Origin of the sequence: Bacillus sp. HMF5848, from assembly GCF_003944835.1 — a bacterium.
In the GTDB taxonomy this organism is placed as follows: Bacteria; Bacillota; Bacilli; order Bacillales; family HMF5848; genus HMF5848.
Window position 1 is genome coordinate 2,277,919 of the sequence record NZ_RWIV01000001.1, and the last position, 18,812, is coordinate 2,296,730.

Genomic DNA, 18,812 nt, shown 5'->3' on the forward strand with positions numbered 1-18,812 from the left:
CCCACCTCCTACATTTCTACTGCTTTTGTTATTTTGTGCATAAAGGCTACAATATCATGAATGGCTTTCTTTCCATCATCAAGAGCTGCGAACATGCTCACAAACCCATGAATCATACCTTCATATTGCTTTGAGGAAACTAAAACTCCTGCCTTTTTCAGCTTTTCGGCATATGCTTTTCCTTCATCGCGCAAAGGATCATATTCAGCTGTCAAAATATAAGTAGGTGGTAAATATGAAACATCGTCCTGTAGAAGTGGTGCAACAAGAGGGTTTTGTAAATCACTTTCACTACGAATATAATGGTCTCTGAACCATTTCATCTCAGATAGTGTTAGAAAATACCCTTCAGCAAACAGTCGATGAGAATCTGTTACCGAAGAAGCAACAGCTGGATAGATTAATACTTGCCCACAAACCATGTGCGTTGACCATCTATCCCTTAGTAACTGTAAGACGGCAGCAGTTAAATTCCCCCCTGCACTATCGCCACCAACAATTAATTTATTTCGATTAATGTGCAAGTTCTCAGCGTGTGAATATATCCACTCCACTGCTCTGTAACAATCTTCTAGACCAACTGGGAATCTATTTTCAGGTGCTAGACTGTAATCTACCGATACAACAACGCAGTGACTTTCATTTGCGATAACTCGACATAAAGCATCATGACTATCAATATTTCCAATTACCCATCCGCCGCCATGAAAATATATAAGACATGGGACATTCTTTTCTAAATCGGGTGTATAGACACGGATTTTAATGTCATCTTGGTAACCTGCTATTTCAATATCCTCAACTTTGAAGATAGGCACTTCAACGTCAAAGGACGAAAATGATTTCAAAAATACTTCTCTTGCTACGTTAGGAGGCAATGTATCAATAGCTGGTAAATCGGCTTCAGCCATAGTCCGTAAAATACTAACTACTTGCGGATGCAACGTCATCACTAATCTCTCCTTAAACGCTATCCTACAAAGCATCAGTTTGTAGGATAGCAGTTTTTGAATATTATTCCATCACTTGCACAAGCTTCCCGTTTTCTACAACAAAAATGGCTGTATCCCAATCAAACCTACCCTCTTCTAGGCCTGACAAATACCAAACCATTTCTTCATCCGCTAGAGCCTGAATACCATCATTTACATGTTCCATAATCAAATTCGGATCTGATACAGTTCCAGCAGCCTCCATAGCATTTACTAAAACGTGTAACGCTTGATAGTTAAAACCACCTTCTGCTGTTGGAATTCTTCCGAATATCTCTTCATACTTCTTTGCGAAAGTTTGACCACCTGGTGCTTCGCTCTCAACGAGTGGCAATGCACCGATTGCCCCTTCTAACAATTCATATCCACCTAATACCGGCTCCATTTCTTCAAACTTTGCCTGATCCATTACCATAAATCCGCCTTTAAAGCCTAGTTCTCTAGCTTGTTTAATAACTAGAGCGGTGGGTTGAGAAGGTCCACCGACGAATAATACATCAGGCTTTTCATTTAATGCATTAGTGACAATCGTAAAGAAGTCAGTATCCTTTGAAAAGTCAATTGAACCATCAAAGACTACCTCTCCTCCCATACTTTCCCATACAGGAACTAGTGTTTCTGTCCAATCTTTTCCATATTGTGTCGCTGTTGGAAGTAACGCTAATTTCTTGCCAAAACGTTCCATCATATAGTCGCTATATGGTTCTGGGTATGCGTTATATGCCGGCGGAATACTTAATGTTAACTTATTGCCTTGATCTTGAATTTTCGGTTCAGATGTGTAAGCTGCAATTAAAAATCCATCCTGTTCATTGAACACTTGTGTTGCAAAAACACCACCACTATGTGGCACAAAAATAATAGACGCATCGTTTTCTTGTACTAATCTTCTTGCGTTTGTCCCTGTTTCATTAGGTAGATATTTATCATCTAAACTCACAATCTCAATTTTATAAGTATCACCATTCACCTTAAATCCTCCTGCAGCATTAATTTCATCTGCTGCCATTTCTACACCACTCAACGTATTTTCACCATAAAAAGCCGCTGGACCACTCAATGGACCACTAAAACCAATATATACTGTTTTCTCTTCACTAGATTCAGAAGATACATCCGTTGTTGATGCTTGATCATTTGAATTGTCTGAAGGTGATGTTGTCGTAGTATCAGCGTTTCCACATCCTGTGAAAATGACAAGAATGAATAGTAATGTTAAAGAAATGAATAATTTTTTCATAGTTTTCCCCCTCGAATTTATAGTTTATGTTTTCAACTTTTTATGCGTAAAACTTAATGAAAATCCCCCCTTCCAAATGACAACGCTTACATCAAGCGCCAATATAAGCTTTTCTTACTTCATCATTTTGCAAGAGTTCATCTTTACTGCCTTCTAATACATTACGTCCATTCTCAATGACATAACCTCTATGTGAGATATCTAGCGCTGCATTGGCATTTTGTTCAGCTAGTAAAATTGTCACTCCTTGCTTATTAATATCCTCAATAATTGTAAACATTTGTTCAACAATTAAAGGGGCAAGACCTAAGGATGGTTCATCTAGCATTAGAAGTTTAGGTTTTGACATTAACGCACGACCAATTGCAAGCATTTGCTGTTGTCCCCCACTTAAGGAACCAGCTGGGGCTTGTCGCTTTTCATATAGTATTGGAAATTGCTCATAGATTTCCTCTATAGATTCTTTTACTATTCTTTTATGCCTTCGAAACGTATATCCTCCAAGCTGTAAATTGTCATGCACACTCATTTGTGCAAATAGCTTTCTACCTTCTGCACATTGAACTATACCGTCATGAACAAGCTTACCTGGTGGGTGACCGTTTATTCTCTTGTCTTCAAATAAGATATCACCTTTACTTGGTTTTAATAAACCAGATATTACACGAAACAAAGTGCTTTTTCCTGCTCCATTTGCACCGAGTAATACAACTAACTCCCCTTTTTCTATTTCTAAATGCACATTTTGAAGTGCCTCAAAGCGACCATAATTCGCAAAAATATTATTGAGCGTTAGCATGAACAGCACCCCCTAAATAAGCTTCAATAACTCTTTTGTTTTTACTAATTTCTTCTGGGGCACCTTCCGCAATTTTCTCACCTTGATTTAGAACCATTATTTTATCTGCTAAACTCATAATCATTTGCATCTTATGTTCAATTATGCATACAGACACACCAGAATCAGCAATTTTACGAATTAACGTTGTTAATCCAACCGTTTCATCCGGATTGACTCCTGCTGCTGGTTCATCTAACAAAATAATGACAGGGTCTGTTGCTAAAGCAAGAGCAATCGCAACACGTTTTTGTGCTTCTTGTGGAATCGACCGTACATACTTATCTTTTAAATGCAATAAATCGGTAAATTCTAGAACTGATAATGCCTTTTTTAACGCTTGTGCTTCTTCACGCTTTTCTCGTTTTGTGCGCAGAATTGCATCAAATAAATTGGACTTGGTACGTAATCGGTAACCGATAATGACATTATCTAACACTGTTGAATCTGCGAATAAGTTCGTCGTTTGAAATGTACGCCCCATACCAATTTTAGCGATTTGGTTTGATTTTAAGCTTGTAATGTCCTTTCCATTAAATAAAATTTGTCCGGAGGTTGGTTGAATAAAACCACTAAGTAAATTAAAAAATGTTGATTTACCAGCACCATTTGGTCCTATGATTGCTGTTATTTTTCCTTCTTCAATTACAAAGTCAACATTTTGAACAGCCTTTAATCCACCAAATGTCTTTGACAGCTTTTTTATTTCTAGTAACATATGTTTTATCCCACCTCCTCTACTGTTTTCTCTACAGCTTTTTGCTTTCTCTTTTTAGTCTGTCGAGATTTAAGAAAAGCACGAAATTCTAAAAACCCACCTACAATTCCTCTCGGATAAAAGAGCATGATGAGTACAACAATAGGCCCAAAAATAATCATTCTATATTCTTCTAAAAATTGCAGTGATTGTGTAAGAGTAACAATAATAAACGTACCAAGAAGAGGACCCGTTAAAGTACCGATACCTCCAACGAGCAAGTATAAAAGCATCTCGAATGTAATCATAGTAGATGCTATATCTGGCCCGATAAAACGAATAAATGTGGCATACAAAATCCCCGCCAATCCTGCAAAAAAAGTAGATATAACAAACGCAATTAATTGATTTTTCATAATAGAGATACCAATCGTTTGTGCTAGCTGCTCACTGTTTCGAATTGCAACAAAGGTTCGCCCAAGCAAAGAATGTATTATTCGGTGCATCACAAAAATGGTTGTGACGAGAAAAAATAAAACTAAATAGTATTGAGATAAAATGGAGTCAAAATATATTGGTCCTATAGGAGCAGGTGTCGGTATTCCAATTAACCCACGAACACCACCAGTAAGTTCATCCCATTTATCAATAATCAGATAAATAATGAACCCCACACACATCGTATAAATGGCAAAGAAATGATTTCGAGTCCGTAAGGCGACAACACCTACGAGAGCACCTAAAACAGGTGTAATAGCAAGAGCTATGAAGAAGGCTATCCAAAAGGGCACATTAGCTTTTGTAGTTAACAATCCTACTGCATACGCACCTATCGCGAAAAATCCTGAGTGAGCGAGTGACAATTGACCAATGTAACCCGAAATAACATTAAAGCCATATACAGCTATAGACCATATAAATACGAGTATTAACACTTGCTTATAATAATTGTTTTGCGTAACAAGTGGAAATACAATTGCTGCAAGTAATAATATGGAGAGGATTACTTTACTTTGGAACAGTCTTTGCATTAATGTACCTCCTTCGTAAATAATCCTGTAGGTTTAGCTGTTAAAATAATAACTAATAAAATAAACGCAATTAAATCTTTATAATCGTTAGAAATATACGTTGCACCTAAACTCTCTGACAAACCTAACAAATAACCGCCTACAATAGCACCAGGAATACTCCCCATCCCTCCAATGATTATGATGACAAAGGCTTTCATAATAACAAGATTCCCCATAGTCGGATACACTAAATTTATAGGTGAGGCTAATGAAGCAGCTGCAGCAGCCAAACCACCAGCTATAAAAAATGTCAGCATTGCCACAAAGTTTGCATTAATCCCAACTAAGAAGGCTCCTTCTCTATTCTGTGCCATCGCCATTATAGCTCTGCCAGTTAACGTTCTCTTTAGGAATACATGAAGAAGTACCATTAATATAACAGCAGCTACAATGATCAGAATGCGCTGTGCGGTAACTGTAATGCCAAAAAACGAAACAGGACTGCCATATGGTGTAGTCATGCGTTGATAATCGGCACCCCAGATTAAGTGTGCAAGTGACTCGAAGAATAACAAAATGCCAATTGCTGCCACCATAATGCGAAGAGGATCAGCATTTCCTAATCTATGAAATATAAGTCTTTCAGACAAAACACCCAACAAACCAACTATAAGAATGGATAGTATTACAGCTAACCAATAATGAACACCTAAGTTAGTCATAATTAATAGCGTTGCATAAGCTCCAATCATGTAGAATGCACCATGAGCAAAATTAGGAATATGTAATATCCCAAAAACAAGTGTCAAACCTAAAGCCACTAAGCTGTAAACGCTGCCAATAGTAAGACCATTCAATAGTTGCTGAAGAAACAACATCATAGTTTCGGACCCTCCTTTATTTTAAAATATTTATTATTTTCAGAATATTTATATCGCAGTAGTGATAAATGTTCCTACGGAGGGTAGGATGCTACCCTCCATTTTTAGTTAAATTCATTTGTTTATGGTATTAGTACTAACTTTCCTTTAGTTTGACGACTTTGTAATAATCTATGAGCGGTCATAGCCTCACTAAGAGAATACGTGCCACCAATAGTTACTTTAAGTTCCCCGCTTGCGACAAATTGCAATAACTCTTGTAGACTACTTTGAAATAATTGTTGCTTCTTCATAATTTGTGGCAAGAAAAATCCGACAACGGATTGATTCTTTGCCATTAACGAGGATGGATAGAATCGTGCTTGTTCCCCACTAGCGACACCATAAATAACTAATCTACCAAATGGTGCTAAACATTTTAATGTTTTATAAAACACTTCTCCACCCACCATTTCTAAAGCAACATCCACTCCTCGACCTTCAGTAATCTGCAGTACTTCTTTTTCCCAATCGCTCTTCGTATAATCAACACCATGAGTTGCACCTAATTCCATAGCAAGAGATAGCTTTTCTGATGAACTAGCAGTCGCAATGATTTTGTCTGCTTTCCATATTCGAGCAAGTTGAACAGCTAATGATCCTACACCGCCAGCAGATGCATGAATAAGGATACTTTCACCTTCTATAAATTGTCCCATTGTTTTTATAACATGATAAGCACTTAGGCCTTGTAACGGTATGGCAACAGCTGTTTCAAATGAAGTATCCTCAGGAACTGGAATTAAAAATCTAGAATCAGCTATAGCATATTCAGCGTACCCATTTTGAGAAATAAGCGTAACTACTCTTGATCCAATCGCAACATTCTTTACTTTATCACCAACAGCAACCACCACCCCCGCTACTTCTGCACCCGGAATAAATGGTAATGGTGTTGGCAACACATATGCCCCTTCACGTCGTGCCGTATCAGCATAATTGACTCCAATTGCTTTTACTTCAATTAATACTTCATATCCATGAGGTGTCGGCTTTTCTAGTTCAACAAGCTGCAGAACCTCAGGTCCTCCATATTGTTCTATTTGAATGGCTTTCATGTACAAAACTCCCCTACCATTATTTTCCTAAAAAGTGCGGTCGACGTTTTTCTTTAAATGCATTTACACCTTCCAAATGATCCGAAGATGCTATCATCATAGTTTGTGTGATTCTCTCTTGTTCTAAAATATCTGATAAATTTGAGGTTAACGCTTGATCTACAATCTTTTTCATTTGACCAAATGCTAAACTTGGACCTTTAGCAAGTTTTAGTGCAAAAGAGGTGGTTTCCTCTTGCAAAGTATCGAGAGAAAATACTTTGTTCACAATACCTAACTGCTGCGCTTCTTCAGCAGTAATGGCTTCACCAGTCATCAATAACTCTTTAGCTTTATGCACACCAACAAGGTGTGGGAGAAAATATGATCCGCCACCATCAGACACTAAACCTACTTGTTGAAAGCTCAAAATAAATTTTGTATCAATAGCTGCAACGATTAAATCACTTGCAAGTGCTAAATTGAATCCAGCTCCTGCAGCAAAACCATGCACCGCCGCAATAATTGGTTTTTGTAAAGATTTCATGGCAATAATACATTCGTTTAAGTGGCCGATGTGTTCATACACTTGCACAGCATCGACCTGACCCATTGTTTTTACATCTCCTCCAGCGCTAAAAGCTCGCCCAGCTCCTGATAATACAACAACCCGTACATTCGGATTTTGAGCTGCTTCACGAATGGAATCTGTCAAGCTAGTAATCATTTCTGCGCTAAAAGCATTTAGACTTTCTGGTCTATTTAGCGTAATAGAGAGAATGGGACCGTTATGTTCAACTATTAAATGATTAGGCATGTATAGTCTCCTTACATTATATTATTTAAGAATGAACCTTTATGCTTTACTTCTACGTTATTAACCAGCCTCCATCAACTAGTAAATCTGATCCAGTCATATACGAAGCCTCCTGTGATGCTGCAAAAGTAATAACACTAGCAATCTCTTCTGGCTTTCCTACTCTTTTTAATGCTGTATTTCTCCGAATAGCTTTAGCAAATTGTTCATTTTGCAAGCCGTCCTCTGTTAATGGTGTTTCTACAAAACCTGGTGAGACTGAGTTAACACGAATACCAAATGGAGACAGTTCGAGTGCTAACGCTTTTGTAAAATTAATTACACCAGCCTTTGCAGCACTGTAGTGTGGTATATGAGACCCGGCTTTGTATCCTGACAACGATGCTATATTTATAATTGACCGGTCGCGCCGCAACTTCTCATCCTCTTGTTTACTCATTTCAACCATTAACTGCCCTAAAAGCTTTGAGACTAAAAATACACTTTTCAGATTTGTCGTTTGTACATAATCCCAATCCTCACTTGATGTTCCAAGTATTTTTGATTGAGATGATCCACCCGCATTATTAATTAATACATGTAGATCCCCATAATGTTCTTTTATAAAATTAACTAATTCTAGAATATCTTCTTCGTTTGTAACATCTGCTTGAAAAATTTCAGCTGCTGGTATTTTGAATGCGTGGTTAATCCGTTTAGCAACTTTTTCAAGCTTTGTTAATGTACGACCAACTAGTACTACTTTGGCTCCTTCTTGCGCTAAACGTATTGCTGTTGCCTCACCAATACCACTACCTGCTCCTGTAACAACTGCCACAGTTTGTAAAAAACGCATTTCCGAGCCCCCTTCTGCCCTTTTTTGTCTATTTAGAAGCCAATGGCTACCATTAGCAGCTATAATCTACTTTCTCTTGTAAAATTGATGATAGCTGTCTTTTTCTTTCACTATATCCTTGCTCTTGAATTGCGGACAGGTTTTTCGTAACAAGGTTGCGTAACGCAATTCCTTTCTCACCATCAGTCACACATAGTAATAGCTTTTGCGCTATACTACTGACAGCATAAATGTATTCATCAACTAACACTTTTGTTAAGAGAACCTTTGCTTGTTCTTTTTCAGCGGAATTGTTAGAAATTGCTTGCATACTTCTTAACACTGCTGATTGTGAAGCAAATAGCATAATTGCTAAATCAGACAGCTTCATGAGAACTTCCTGTTCTTCCTGGAGTCTCGCACCATATGTTTCGAACGCTGACCCAGCACATACTAAGAACAGACGACGGAATAATTGAACTGCTTCTTGTTCACGCTCTAGTATTCCTGTAAATGAATACTTTGGTGTTTGCATATCTAAAAGAGCTTTTTGTACTTGTTCTTCTAACTGTAACTCTCCTTTAGAAACCTTTCTAAACAAATGCGTCGGAATGAGAAGTCGATTAATTTCATTTGTTCCTTCGAAAATTCTATTGATTCTTGAATCACGGTACATTTGTTCAACTTTATATTCTTTAATGAAACCTGCTCCACCATGTAGTTGTAAAGCTTCATCTGCTACGTAATCAAGTGTTTCAGATCCAAACACTTTGCAAATCGCACATTCAGTGGCGTACTCCATCATTCTTCTGGCCACTTCATCGTAATTGTTGCTATCATACAATTCACCAAGAGCATCCTCCAATAAGCCTGCTGTTCGGTACTGTAAAGACTCCGCAGCATAGATTGTGGCGGCCATGTTAGCAATTTTTTCTTTTGTAGCTGGGAAATCAGCTATCGAGCGACCAAATTGTTGACGTTCGCTCGTGAATTGAAGAGCTAGCTTTAAACCATATTTTGCAGCGCCCATACAAGCTGAGCCAAGGTTGAACCGACCTAAGTTTAAAACATTCAGCGCAATAACATGTCCTTTACCAACCTCACCAAGAAGATTCTCAACGGGTACAAGACAATCCTCCATAATGACAGATCTTGTCGATGAACCTTTTATCCCCATTTTGTTTTCTTCTGGTCCAAGTGATAAGCCTGGGAAATCCTTTTCAACAATAAATGCCGTAAATTTTGTACCGTCTACCTTTGCATAAACAATAAACGTATCTGAAAAAAATGCATTTGTAATATAGATTTTTGTTCCATTTAGTATATAGTGTGTTCCTGCGTCATTTAAAACAGCTGTTGTTTTTGCTGCTAACGCATCTGAACCAGAGCCAGGCTCTGTTAAGCAATATGCCCCTATATATTCACCACTGGCAAGTTTAGGTAAATATTTTCGTTTTTGTTCATCTGTTCCAAAATACGTAATGGGTAATGTGGCTATGCACGTATGATTCGAGTGAGCTACCCCGTACCCACTGGTGCGACCAATGATTTCGCCGACTAACCCTTTGCTTATCTTGTCGAGTCCAAGTCCACCATACGTTTCTGGAATACTATGAGCTAATAAACCTAGCTCTCCTGCTTTTTGAAGTAATGAAACTACTTTCTTGAAATCTTGATTTTCAATAGCTTCATTATGAGGATCTACCTCTTTTTCAATAAATTGCTTTGCCGTTTGTGCAATCATTTTATGCTCATTTGTAAAATCCTCTGGTGTAAAGATGATTTCCTCACTGTTCTCGTATAAGAAGCCTGCTCCTCTTACGTTCTTTGTTGTTTCTGTCATGAATTTAATCCCCTTCCTTTCCAGATAAACAAAGCGAGTTGTTAATAATATGAGAATTGTTTGTTACAATAGGCACGACATCGAATTGATTTTCCTTTGCTACATATGCTAATTCTTCATCAAAACCATACTGCAATAACATCTGTCCAACTCTCGTTTCACGAAGAAGATCTTCTCCACTCTGAATACCTTTATAAAATTTGTACGATGCCTTCGCAGCATCTGTCAGTTCCCATTGAGAGAATTCTTCAAGCAAACATTTAATTAAACAGCCTGCTCCATAAAAATCCTCCATGCAGAAATTATTTGATGAGCCTGAACAAACTATTATGATTGTCTCTTCTTTAAATTTAGACGTAACAGCTTTAGCAATAGCCTTGGCATTCAATAAGGAACAAACAAATATTTCCTTTGCCCCTTCACATTTTCGTATCGCTACTGTTCCATTTGTAGTCGACAGAATCATTGTTTTATTAACGATTTGTTTTTGCAAACTTAATGGATTCGGATCAAGAAAACCATCAAGAGTTTTTCCTTCATATTCTCCTACTAGTTCAATCTCTTCTTTAACAAAATTTTTAGCTACTTGTTCTGCTTCCTCTTTATTAAGCACAGGAATTACAGAATGGGCTTGATGCTGTAACGCAGATGTAATTGTCGATGTTGCTAATAATATATCTAGTACAATCGCAACCTTATCATCTTGTATCTTCACTTCATCAATATCCTCTTTCTTGAGTAAAACATGAATACGGCCCACAATGATGCCCCCTAATCATGTACAGTTTGAAGTGCATATTTAACTAGACTCTCAACAAAAATAGGGAACTTTGCAAAGCGCGGGTCATTAGTTTGCCCTTTCTTAAATCGATAATAGATTTGCTGACAAATAACAGCCAATTTAAAGTAAGCAAACGTTAGGTAGAAATCTATATTTGTAACGTCACGACCACTATTTTTAGCGTACGACTCTATAAATTTCTCTCTTGTGTAAAACCCTTTATGAATAGTAACTGGTGGTTTTCCGAGACCTGTTTTCAAAAGCTCTGGGTCATCTGCTTCAATCCAATAGCTCATAGCAACGCCTAAATCAGCAAGAGGATCTCCTACTGTAGTCATTTCCCAATCAAACAAACCTACCATAGAGGTTGCATCTTCAGAAAGCATGGCGTTGTTTAGTTTGTAGTCATAATGTATGATAGTTGAATCTCCGGAAGTTGGAATACTTGAAGCTAAATAGTTGGTTAAGTGGTCAAGTCCAGATACTTCATCTATTTTCGCTTTATGAAAACGTTTAATCCAACTATGAACCTGACGCTCGAGAAATCCATCTGGCTTAGTTATAGATGCAAGTTTAGTAGCTTTATAATCTATAGAGTGGAGGTTAACAAGTTGATCAACCATTATTTGTGAAACACGTTCACACATATCTTCAGAAAAATTCATATTGTCAGGAAAAGATGTGTCTAAAACAATCCCTTGCTTTCTCTCCATTAACAAGAAGTGACTTCCTATTACACTTGCATCATCACAAAAATGTAATGGACGTGGGGCAACTTTAAAATACGGATTAATTTCTTGTAAAATAAAATGTTCTCTTTCCATATCATGAGCTTTAGGGGCAATTGGTCCAAGTGGAGGTCGACGTAAAACAGCTTGCCAACTACCTACCGACAGCTCATAAGTTAAATTAGAATGGCCTGCTCCAAACTGCCTTATAGAAAGCTCTTCGTTTATGTTTGCTGGGTACTCCGTTAAATGCTCTTTCAAATACTGATGTAAAGAGTTTATATTTAACTCCTCGCCACTTCTGACGGGAATCGTGTCACTATACGCTGTTGACATTTCCTCACTCCTAACCTGTATCAAACTGCTGCAATCTTGTGCAAAGTGCCGTGCTACAACAGCCGATATTTTGTAACGTCCTTTCGTAATTATAAAAATAATCAAACAAACTCAGCTTAGGTTGTGGCGCACTTAATCTTTTGTCTTCTATCGTGCATTCCGCTACAATCAAAATCAAACAAAAAATCAACATTCTCCTTTAACACATACTTAATCAAAAACTCAAGGTGCCTTCACAAGAAATTCAAAATACTGCTCTATTAACTCTCAAGTACTTCCCTTTGCAAATATTCTTCGAGTTTATAACGTAACGCGTCAGGAAGTCTTTCACTTTTTTGAGCATTAAAGTCAAAAAAGACGATAATCGCTTCGCCGCTTGCTATGAGCTGATTCGTATTGCTATCTAAGATGTCGTGAGCCAATTTAAAACTTTTTTGTCCTATTCTAGTGACAGTCGTTGTTACAGAAAGTTTTTGATTAAAATACGATTGGTTTAAGAAATCACATTTTGTAGAAGCCAAAATAAACTCCCAACCGTCAGTACTCATGCCATATCCCAGTTCTTCAAAGAATCGGATTCTAGCTTCTTCTAAATAAATGAAATAACTTGTATTATTTACATGTCCCAGTGCGTCTGTTTCATTAAAACGCACTGTGACATTTGATACATGCTTCAAAACAAAAGCCTCCTTATATAACTTAACGATGGGTAAACACTGGTCTTCGTTTTTCGATGAAAGCTGAGACGCCCTCGCGGATATCCTCTGTTTGAAACACCTCTTCAAACAGCTCTGCTTCATAATCAATTCCCTCATCAAGAGTTTTATTTAGACCCACATTTACCGCTTGCTTTATTCTTGAAAGTGCTGGTAACGAATAGCGAGCGATTTTCGCAGCCATATTCTTTGCTTCAGAAAGACCTGTTCCACTCTCCACGATTCTATTAACTAAACCAATACGTTCTGCCTTAGCGGCTGAAATTGGTTCTCCTGTAAACATCATTTCTTTTGCTAGTGCCTCACCAATTAATCGTGGTAAACGTTGTGTACCACCGCCACCTGGAAATAACCCAAGCTTGATTTCTGGCAAGCCAATTTGTGTATGCTCTTCAGCAATACGAATATCACATGAAAGTGCCAATTCGCACCCGCCGCCAAAGGTAAGTCCGTTCAAAACAGCTATAGTCGGCTTAGGGAAGTTATCAATTTGATTTAGTACCGCATGACTTTCAAGAAAATCACTTTTTATTCCCGTTTTCCCAATTAAGTTAGGAAACTCCTTAATGTCTGCCCCAGCCATAAAAGCTTTATTACCAGCACCTGTCAATATGACAGCGACTGCCTCTTTATTTTCCTGCAATTCAGAGAAAGCCTCTGAAAGTTCTTGGAATACCTGCTTACTCATAACATTCAAAGGAGGATTATCAATTGTTACAACTGCGACACCTTGCTCAACAAAATAGGACACTAGTTGACTCATTAATTTTTTACCCCTTCCTTAGCGTAATCATAAAAACCTTTTCCTGTTTTTCTACCAAGATGTCCAGCCTTTACTTTTTCCTCAATACAAGCTGCAGGTTTATCTTGTGGATCTCCCGTTTCTGCATATCGCTGTTGCATTACGAAATAGCCAACATCAATACCCGATAAATCCATTAGCTCAAACGGACCAATGGGATGATTAAGTGCTTTACGACAAATTACGTCAATATCTTTATAATCGGCAATTCCTGATTCATACAAATGAACCGCCTCACGCTGTAAGGCACCAAGAATCCGATTAGCAATAAAACCTGATATTTCTTTCCGTAGTAACACACCTGTGCGACCGATCTGCTTACATACATTCATTGTTGTTTGCGCTGTTTCGTCAGATGTTTTGTCACTCATTACAACCTCAACACAATCCATAACGAGTGGTGGATAGAAGAAATGCATATTACATACCTTATCTGCTCGATTTGTGACGTCGGCTATCAATGAATTTACTATTGTAGAACTATTGCTTACAAGAATAGCGTGAGATGGTGTAATTTTATCAAGTTTTGCAAATAACTCTCTTTTAACATCAAGTTTTTCAACTACAGCCTCAATAACCAAATCTGCATTTGTTGCAGCATCCTCGAGGTCTGTCTTAAACTGTAATCTCGAAAATGCTGCATCTTTTGCATCCTCAGAAATTTTCCCCTTCGTTACCCATTTCTCCATAATACTTTGAAGGAGTGTGTCAGCCTTCTTTAATGCATCTTCGTTTACGTCCACAATAACGGTTTCGTAACCACCTAATGCACAGAGCATTCCAATTTGATGGCCCATTTGTCCCGCTCCAACTACACAAATATTTCGTATATTTTGCACAAAAATCCTCTCCTCTTATATACTAACCAGTTAGTATGTTATTTTTGTAAGATTAGGAAAATTCCTTTTATATCCCCGCAAAGGGGAATGTATGTTTATGCTATTAAACCGTTCAAAATAAGGTCCATATATATGTCTGTTAATTGTTTATCATTAATTGGCCCAGATGGATTGTACCATTGATAGCTCCAATTAGTGACGCCTAATATAGCGAAACTCGTCATTTTGGCATTTAGATTGTTCCTAAATTCTCCCTTTTCCATTCCTTTCTCTACAATCTTCTCTACAACAATTCGAAAATTTTCTCTTTTTTCAATAATTTTTTCATAGTTGTCTTTACTTAAATGTCTCATTTCTCTGAAAAAGATGCGCGCTTGAGGTCCTTCCGTTTCAATTGCATGAACAAGTAGGTATACAATTTCGCGAAGTTTTTGTTTGCATGTATCTTCTATTTCGTTAATTTGTTTCTGATTTTCAAGTAGTGAATCAATATAGCCAAGATGTATATCCATTAATAGCTCTTCTTTGCTTGAATAATAGTAATAAAATGTCCCTTTTGTGACTCCAATAGCTTCAACAATATCTTGAATACTTGTTTGGCTAAAGCCCTTCTTTTCAAACAGTATAATACTTTCATTTATAATATTTTCTTTCATTGCTTAACCCTCACCATCTCTGTCAAAATTCGCTAAAATTATACCATATTCTGCCCCCTTGCAATATGTTTCACGCCAACAATTGTGTGTCAGCGTGAAACTTATTTGTTTTAGCGAATTGGTGATCACAAGCGAATGTACATCTAACATTCAGTTATTTCTGTAAAGCCTCCTCACGTAGTGCTCGACGCAATATTTTTCCTACATTAGTTTTTGGAAGCTCGTCACGAAACTCGACAATTTGAGGGACTTTATAAGCTGCCATGTTTTCTTTGCAATACGTTATAATTTCTTCCTCTGATACTTCTTTGTTTCCTTTCTTTACAACATAAGCTTTTACTGTTTCTCCGCGATATTTATCAGGAACACCAATAACAACAGCTTCTTGCACAGCTGGGTGCTCATAAATTACTTCTTCGATATCACGTGGGTAAATGTTAAAACCACTAGCAATAATCATATCTTTTTTACGATCAACAATGTACGTATAACCTTCCTCATCAACTTTTGCAATATCCCCTGTAAATAACCAGCCATCACGAAGAGTTACTGCTGTTTCTTCAGGCATATTCCAGTATCCTTTCATTATCTGTGGTCCACGAATAATAAGCTCGCCTATTTGACCTGCAGGTACCTCTTCTGTTCCAGTGCCAACATCCACGACTTTGTATTCTGTAGAAGGAACGCCAATTCCAACACTACCAGGCTTTCTCTCGGCAAATGCAGGGTTACAATGAGTTGTTGGTGAAGCCTCTGACAATCCGTAGCCCTCTAATATTTTCGCTCCTGTTTTACCTTCAAATTCATTTAATAATTCAACGGGCATAGGTGCACTACCGCTATTGCAAATACGAATACTATCAATACCATATTCTTCAGCCTTTGGGTGATTTGTTAAAGCAACGTATAGTGTCGGTACACCAGGGAAAATAGTAGGCTTTTCCGCCTTAATCGTGTTCAACAACTCATCAATATCAAAGCGAGGTAGCAGAATCATAGACGAGCCACCATAGATAGATAGATTCATACAAGACGACATACCGAACACGTGGAATAATGGTATAACTGTTAAACAACGCTCTTTACCAAGCTCAAACTCTTCTTTAAAAAATTCAAACGACTGTAGTACATTTGCAACAACATTACGATGCGTTAGCATAGCCCCTTTTGAACGTCCTGTTGTACCACCTGTATACTGAAGAACTGCAATATCGTGTTCTGGATCAATTGCCACAGATTGTGGGGCCCCTTTTGCTGAACGTAAGAAATCCTCAAATCCAACAGCTTCATTATAAGTTTGTAAATCTTGAGAAAAACTTACAACAATGACATTTCGAATATTCGTGTTAGCTTTAATTGCTTGTAATCGAGGTAGCACCTGATCGAAAATAACAATTGTTTCAGCACCTGAATCCTTCAAAATATATTCAAGTTCTCTTTCTACTAACATAGGATTAATTTGTGTAACAATAGCACCTGCTTTTAACGTTCCATAGTAAGAAATGACATATTGTGGACAGTTAGGTAACATTATCGCAACACGATCACCTTTTTTAACGGCATTATCTTGAAGAACAGATGCAAAACCGAATGTATATTGCAGTAACTCTTTGTATAATATCCGCTTATGATAAAAGACAAGTGCCTCATTATCAGGATACTTTTGTGCCGTTTCCAACAAAATATTAGGTAACGTCGTGTTAGGAATATCAATGGTATGTGAAATTGTATCAGGGTAATGCTTTTGCCAAACCTTTTCCATACTTTCATTCTCCTTTTCAACTTTTTTTAGAAAGGTAAGCCGCCGCCGTCTATTGATAACGTTGTGCCAGTAATAAAGGAAGCATCATCACTAGCTAAAAACAACACCGCCTTCGCCACCTCATCAGGTTGGCCAATACGCCCAAGTGCATTCGCTCTAGAAATAATTGGCCAGCGCCGCTCATCCTCACGCCAATGTTTAACAATGGCGGTATCAATAACTCCAGGTGCTATAGCATTTATACGTACTCCTTGCTTTCCATACTCTAATGCAGCATTTTGAGTCAGTAAGATGACACCGCCTTTAGATGCATTGTAAGCCGCCATATATTTTTTACCTTTTAAGCCTAATAAGCTAGATGTATTCACAACAGCTCCACCACCACGTTTGATAAGCTCTGGTATAGCATATTTCATGCCAAGAAAGACGGCATCAAGGTTCACATTGAGAACGGATTGCCATTCAGAAAAAGACAAATCAGCTAGTTTTTTCTCCTCATGACCGATACCTGCATTATTAAATAACACATCAATGCCACCAAATGCCTTAACACCTTGCGTAACGAGTGCATCCACTTCCTTTTCAACCGTAACATTCGCTTGTATAAAAAGTGCTTCTCCTCCAGACTCTCGAACTAACGCCTCTGTTTCAGAGCCTAAGGCTTCATCAATATCTGATACAATTACTTTAGCACCTTCAATAGCAAACTGAAGTGCTGTTGCTCGGCCAATACCACCTCCAGCACCTGTAATTAAAACCACCTTATCTTCAAATCTCATAAATTACCCTCTTTCTAAAATTGTCGCTATTCCTTGACCACCACCGATGCAAGCCGTTATAAGCGCGAATCGTGCTTGACGTCTCTTTAATTCATACACAGCTTTCGTTGCTAAAATAGCACCAGTGGCACCTAGTGGATGACCATGAGCAATGGCACCGCCATTTACATTTACTTTGTTACAATCAAAATGCAGTTCACGATCACATGCGATGACTTGAGCAGCAAACGCTTCATTTATCTCAATTAAATCAATATCATCTAATGACAGCCGAGCCTTTTTTAACACTTTTTTTGTAGCAGGAACTGGTCCAATTCCCATAATATTAGGATCAACTCCAGCAACTGCATATTCCCGTACAGTAGCGAGTATTGGTAATCCAAGAGATTGTGCTTTTTCTCGCGACATAACTATTACAGCAGAGGCAGCATCATTCAAACCAGAACTAGATCCAGCAGTAACAGTACCTTCTTCCCGAAAAGCAGCACGTAGCTTCCCTAATACTTGTAGCGTCGTATCAGGTCTAGGGTGTTCATCTTTTGTGAACAGTAACGGGCCTCCCTTTCGCTGTGGAATTCTTACTTGTACTATTTGCTCTTCGAAAACACCATCTTTCATAGCCTTGGCCATTTTCTGTTGACTTTCATACGCAAACAAGTCTTGTTCTTCACGACTAATATTGTACTTTTCAACAAGATTTTCAGCTGTAATACCCATGGGTGGGTCACCAATTCTCTTTGGTGATAATTGTGCTATTTTAAACTTTGGTGGCAAAGAACTAAACGCTTTACTTTGACGCTCTAATAAGTGAGGGGCTCTTGACATACTTTCAGTCCCCCCAGCTATGTAAACATCACCATCACCCGCTTTAATTGCTTGTGCTGCTAGATTAATAGCATTTAATCCAGACCCACACTGTCTATCCACAGTTAAACCGGGAATGTTTAGCGATAATCCTGTTTCTAGTGCTGTTAATCTAGCTATATTTCCACCACCACTCAACACGTTTCCAAAAATCACATCATCGACCATATCCCCTGAAACATTAGCACGTTTCATTGCTTCTTGAATTACGATTGCTCCATATTCATGGGCTTCTAAAGTTGCCAGTGATCCCCCTTGTTTTGCGATAGGAGTACGGACTGCGGCAACAATCACAGCATCTCGATTCACACTTTTCCTCCTTAAAACCCGTAATTGAA

Annotated in this window: 19 protein-coding genes; all 19 read right to left on the reverse strand. The window is 38.0% G+C overall.

Annotated elements, in window-relative coordinates:
- Positions 1–8: 8 nt before the first annotated feature.
- Positions 9–950, reverse strand: coding sequence for an alpha/beta hydrolase (locus tag EJF36_RS10925; RefSeq protein WP_185806881.1), 942 nt, complete (start codon positions 948–950; stop codon positions 9–11).
- A 64-nt stretch (positions 951–1,014) separates the two neighbouring features.
- Positions 1,015–2,232 carry an ABC transporter substrate-binding protein gene (locus tag EJF36_RS10930; protein WP_125906354.1) on the reverse strand — a complete coding sequence of 406 codons (1,218 nt, stop codon included), beginning with the start codon at positions 2,230–2,232 and terminating at the stop codon, positions 1,015–1,017.
- Between the two features lie 91 nt (positions 2,233–2,323).
- Positions 2,324–3,031, reverse strand: coding sequence for an ABC transporter ATP-binding protein (locus EJF36_RS10935; protein ID WP_125906355.1), 708 nt, complete (start codon positions 3,029–3,031; stop codon positions 2,324–2,326).
- Positions 3,015–3,788, reverse strand: coding sequence for an ABC transporter ATP-binding protein (locus EJF36_RS10940; protein ID WP_125906356.1), 774 nt, complete (start codon positions 3,786–3,788; stop codon positions 3,015–3,017). The genes EJF36_RS10935 and EJF36_RS10940 overlap by 17 nt, the downstream gene beginning before the upstream one ends.
- 5 nt (positions 3,789–3,793) lie before the next feature.
- Positions 3,794–4,798 carry a branched-chain amino acid ABC transporter permease gene (locus EJF36_RS10945; RefSeq protein ID WP_125906357.1) on the reverse strand — a complete coding sequence of 335 codons (1,005 nt, stop codon included), beginning with the start codon at positions 4,796–4,798 and terminating at the stop codon, positions 3,794–3,796.
- Complete coding sequence (locus EJF36_RS10950) at positions 4,798–5,661, reverse strand: branched-chain amino acid ABC transporter permease (RefSeq protein WP_125906358.1); 864 nt, start codon at positions 5,659–5,661, stop codon at positions 4,798–4,800. The genes EJF36_RS10945 and EJF36_RS10950 overlap by 1 nt, the downstream gene beginning before the upstream one ends.
- Before the next feature lie 122 nt (positions 5,662–5,783).
- Positions 5,784–6,758 carry a quinone oxidoreductase family protein gene (locus EJF36_RS10955; RefSeq protein ID WP_125906359.1) on the reverse strand — a complete coding sequence of 325 codons (975 nt, stop codon included), beginning with the start codon at positions 6,756–6,758 and terminating at the stop codon, positions 5,784–5,786.
- A gap of 19 nt (positions 6,759–6,777) precedes the next feature.
- Positions 6,778–7,554, reverse strand: a complete 777-nt coding sequence (locus EJF36_RS10960; RefSeq protein ID WP_125906360.1) for an enoyl-CoA hydratase/isomerase family protein — start codon at positions 7,552–7,554, stop codon at positions 6,778–6,780.
- Between the two features lie 52 nt (positions 7,555–7,606).
- Entirely contained in the window at positions 7,607–8,389 is a 783-nt protein-coding gene (locus tag EJF36_RS10965) for an SDR family NAD(P)-dependent oxidoreductase (RefSeq protein WP_125906361.1), read from the reverse strand.
- A gap of 52 nt (positions 8,390–8,441) precedes the next feature.
- Positions 8,442–10,211 carry an acyl-CoA dehydrogenase family protein gene (locus EJF36_RS10970; RefSeq protein WP_125906362.1) on the reverse strand — a complete coding sequence of 590 codons (1,770 nt, stop codon included), beginning with the start codon at positions 10,209–10,211 and terminating at the stop codon, positions 8,442–8,444.
- 4 nt (positions 10,212–10,215) lie between these two features.
- Positions 10,216–10,971 (reverse strand): 2-phosphosulfolactate phosphatase, encoded by a 756-nt coding sequence (locus EJF36_RS10975; RefSeq protein WP_260471876.1) that lies wholly within the window; start codon positions 10,969–10,971, stop codon positions 10,216–10,218.
- 11 nt (positions 10,972–10,982) lie between these two features.
- Positions 10,983–12,056, reverse strand: a complete 1,074-nt coding sequence (locus EJF36_RS10980) for a phosphotransferase family protein (protein WP_125906364.1) — start codon at positions 12,054–12,056, stop codon at positions 10,983–10,985.
- 260 nt (positions 12,057–12,316) lie between these two features.
- A complete protein-coding gene (locus tag EJF36_RS10985; RefSeq protein WP_260471877.1) occupies positions 12,317–12,733 on the reverse strand; it encodes an acyl-CoA thioesterase in 417 nt (138 codons plus the stop codon).
- A 22-nt stretch (positions 12,734–12,755) separates the two neighbouring features.
- Positions 12,756–13,535 carry an enoyl-CoA hydratase gene (locus EJF36_RS10990; RefSeq protein WP_125906366.1) on the reverse strand — a complete coding sequence of 260 codons (780 nt, stop codon included), beginning with the start codon at positions 13,533–13,535 and terminating at the stop codon, positions 12,756–12,758.
- On the reverse strand, positions 13,535–14,419 hold the full coding sequence (locus tag EJF36_RS10995) for a 3-hydroxyacyl-CoA dehydrogenase family protein (RefSeq protein ID WP_125906367.1): 885 nt from the start codon (positions 14,417–14,419) through the stop codon (positions 13,535–13,537). The genes EJF36_RS10990 and EJF36_RS10995 overlap by 1 nt, the downstream gene beginning before the upstream one ends.
- 89 nt (positions 14,420–14,508) lie before the next feature.
- Entirely contained in the window at positions 14,509–15,069 is a 561-nt protein-coding gene (locus EJF36_RS11000; RefSeq protein ID WP_125906368.1) for a TetR/AcrR family transcriptional regulator, read from the reverse strand.
- Between the two features lie 154 nt (positions 15,070–15,223).
- On the reverse strand, positions 15,224–16,831 hold the full coding sequence (locus tag EJF36_RS11005; RefSeq protein ID WP_125906369.1) for a long-chain-fatty-acid--CoA ligase: 1,608 nt from the start codon (positions 16,829–16,831) through the stop codon (positions 15,224–15,226).
- 26 nt (positions 16,832–16,857) lie between these two features.
- Positions 16,858–17,610 carry an SDR family NAD(P)-dependent oxidoreductase gene (locus tag EJF36_RS11010; protein ID WP_125906370.1) on the reverse strand — a complete coding sequence of 251 codons (753 nt, stop codon included), beginning with the start codon at positions 17,608–17,610 and terminating at the stop codon, positions 16,858–16,860.
- Between the two features lie 3 nt (positions 17,611–17,613).
- On the reverse strand, positions 17,614–18,783 hold the full coding sequence (locus EJF36_RS11015) for a thiolase family protein (protein WP_125906371.1): 1,170 nt from the start codon (positions 18,781–18,783) through the stop codon (positions 17,614–17,616).
- Positions 18,784–18,812 lie beyond the last annotated feature (29 nt).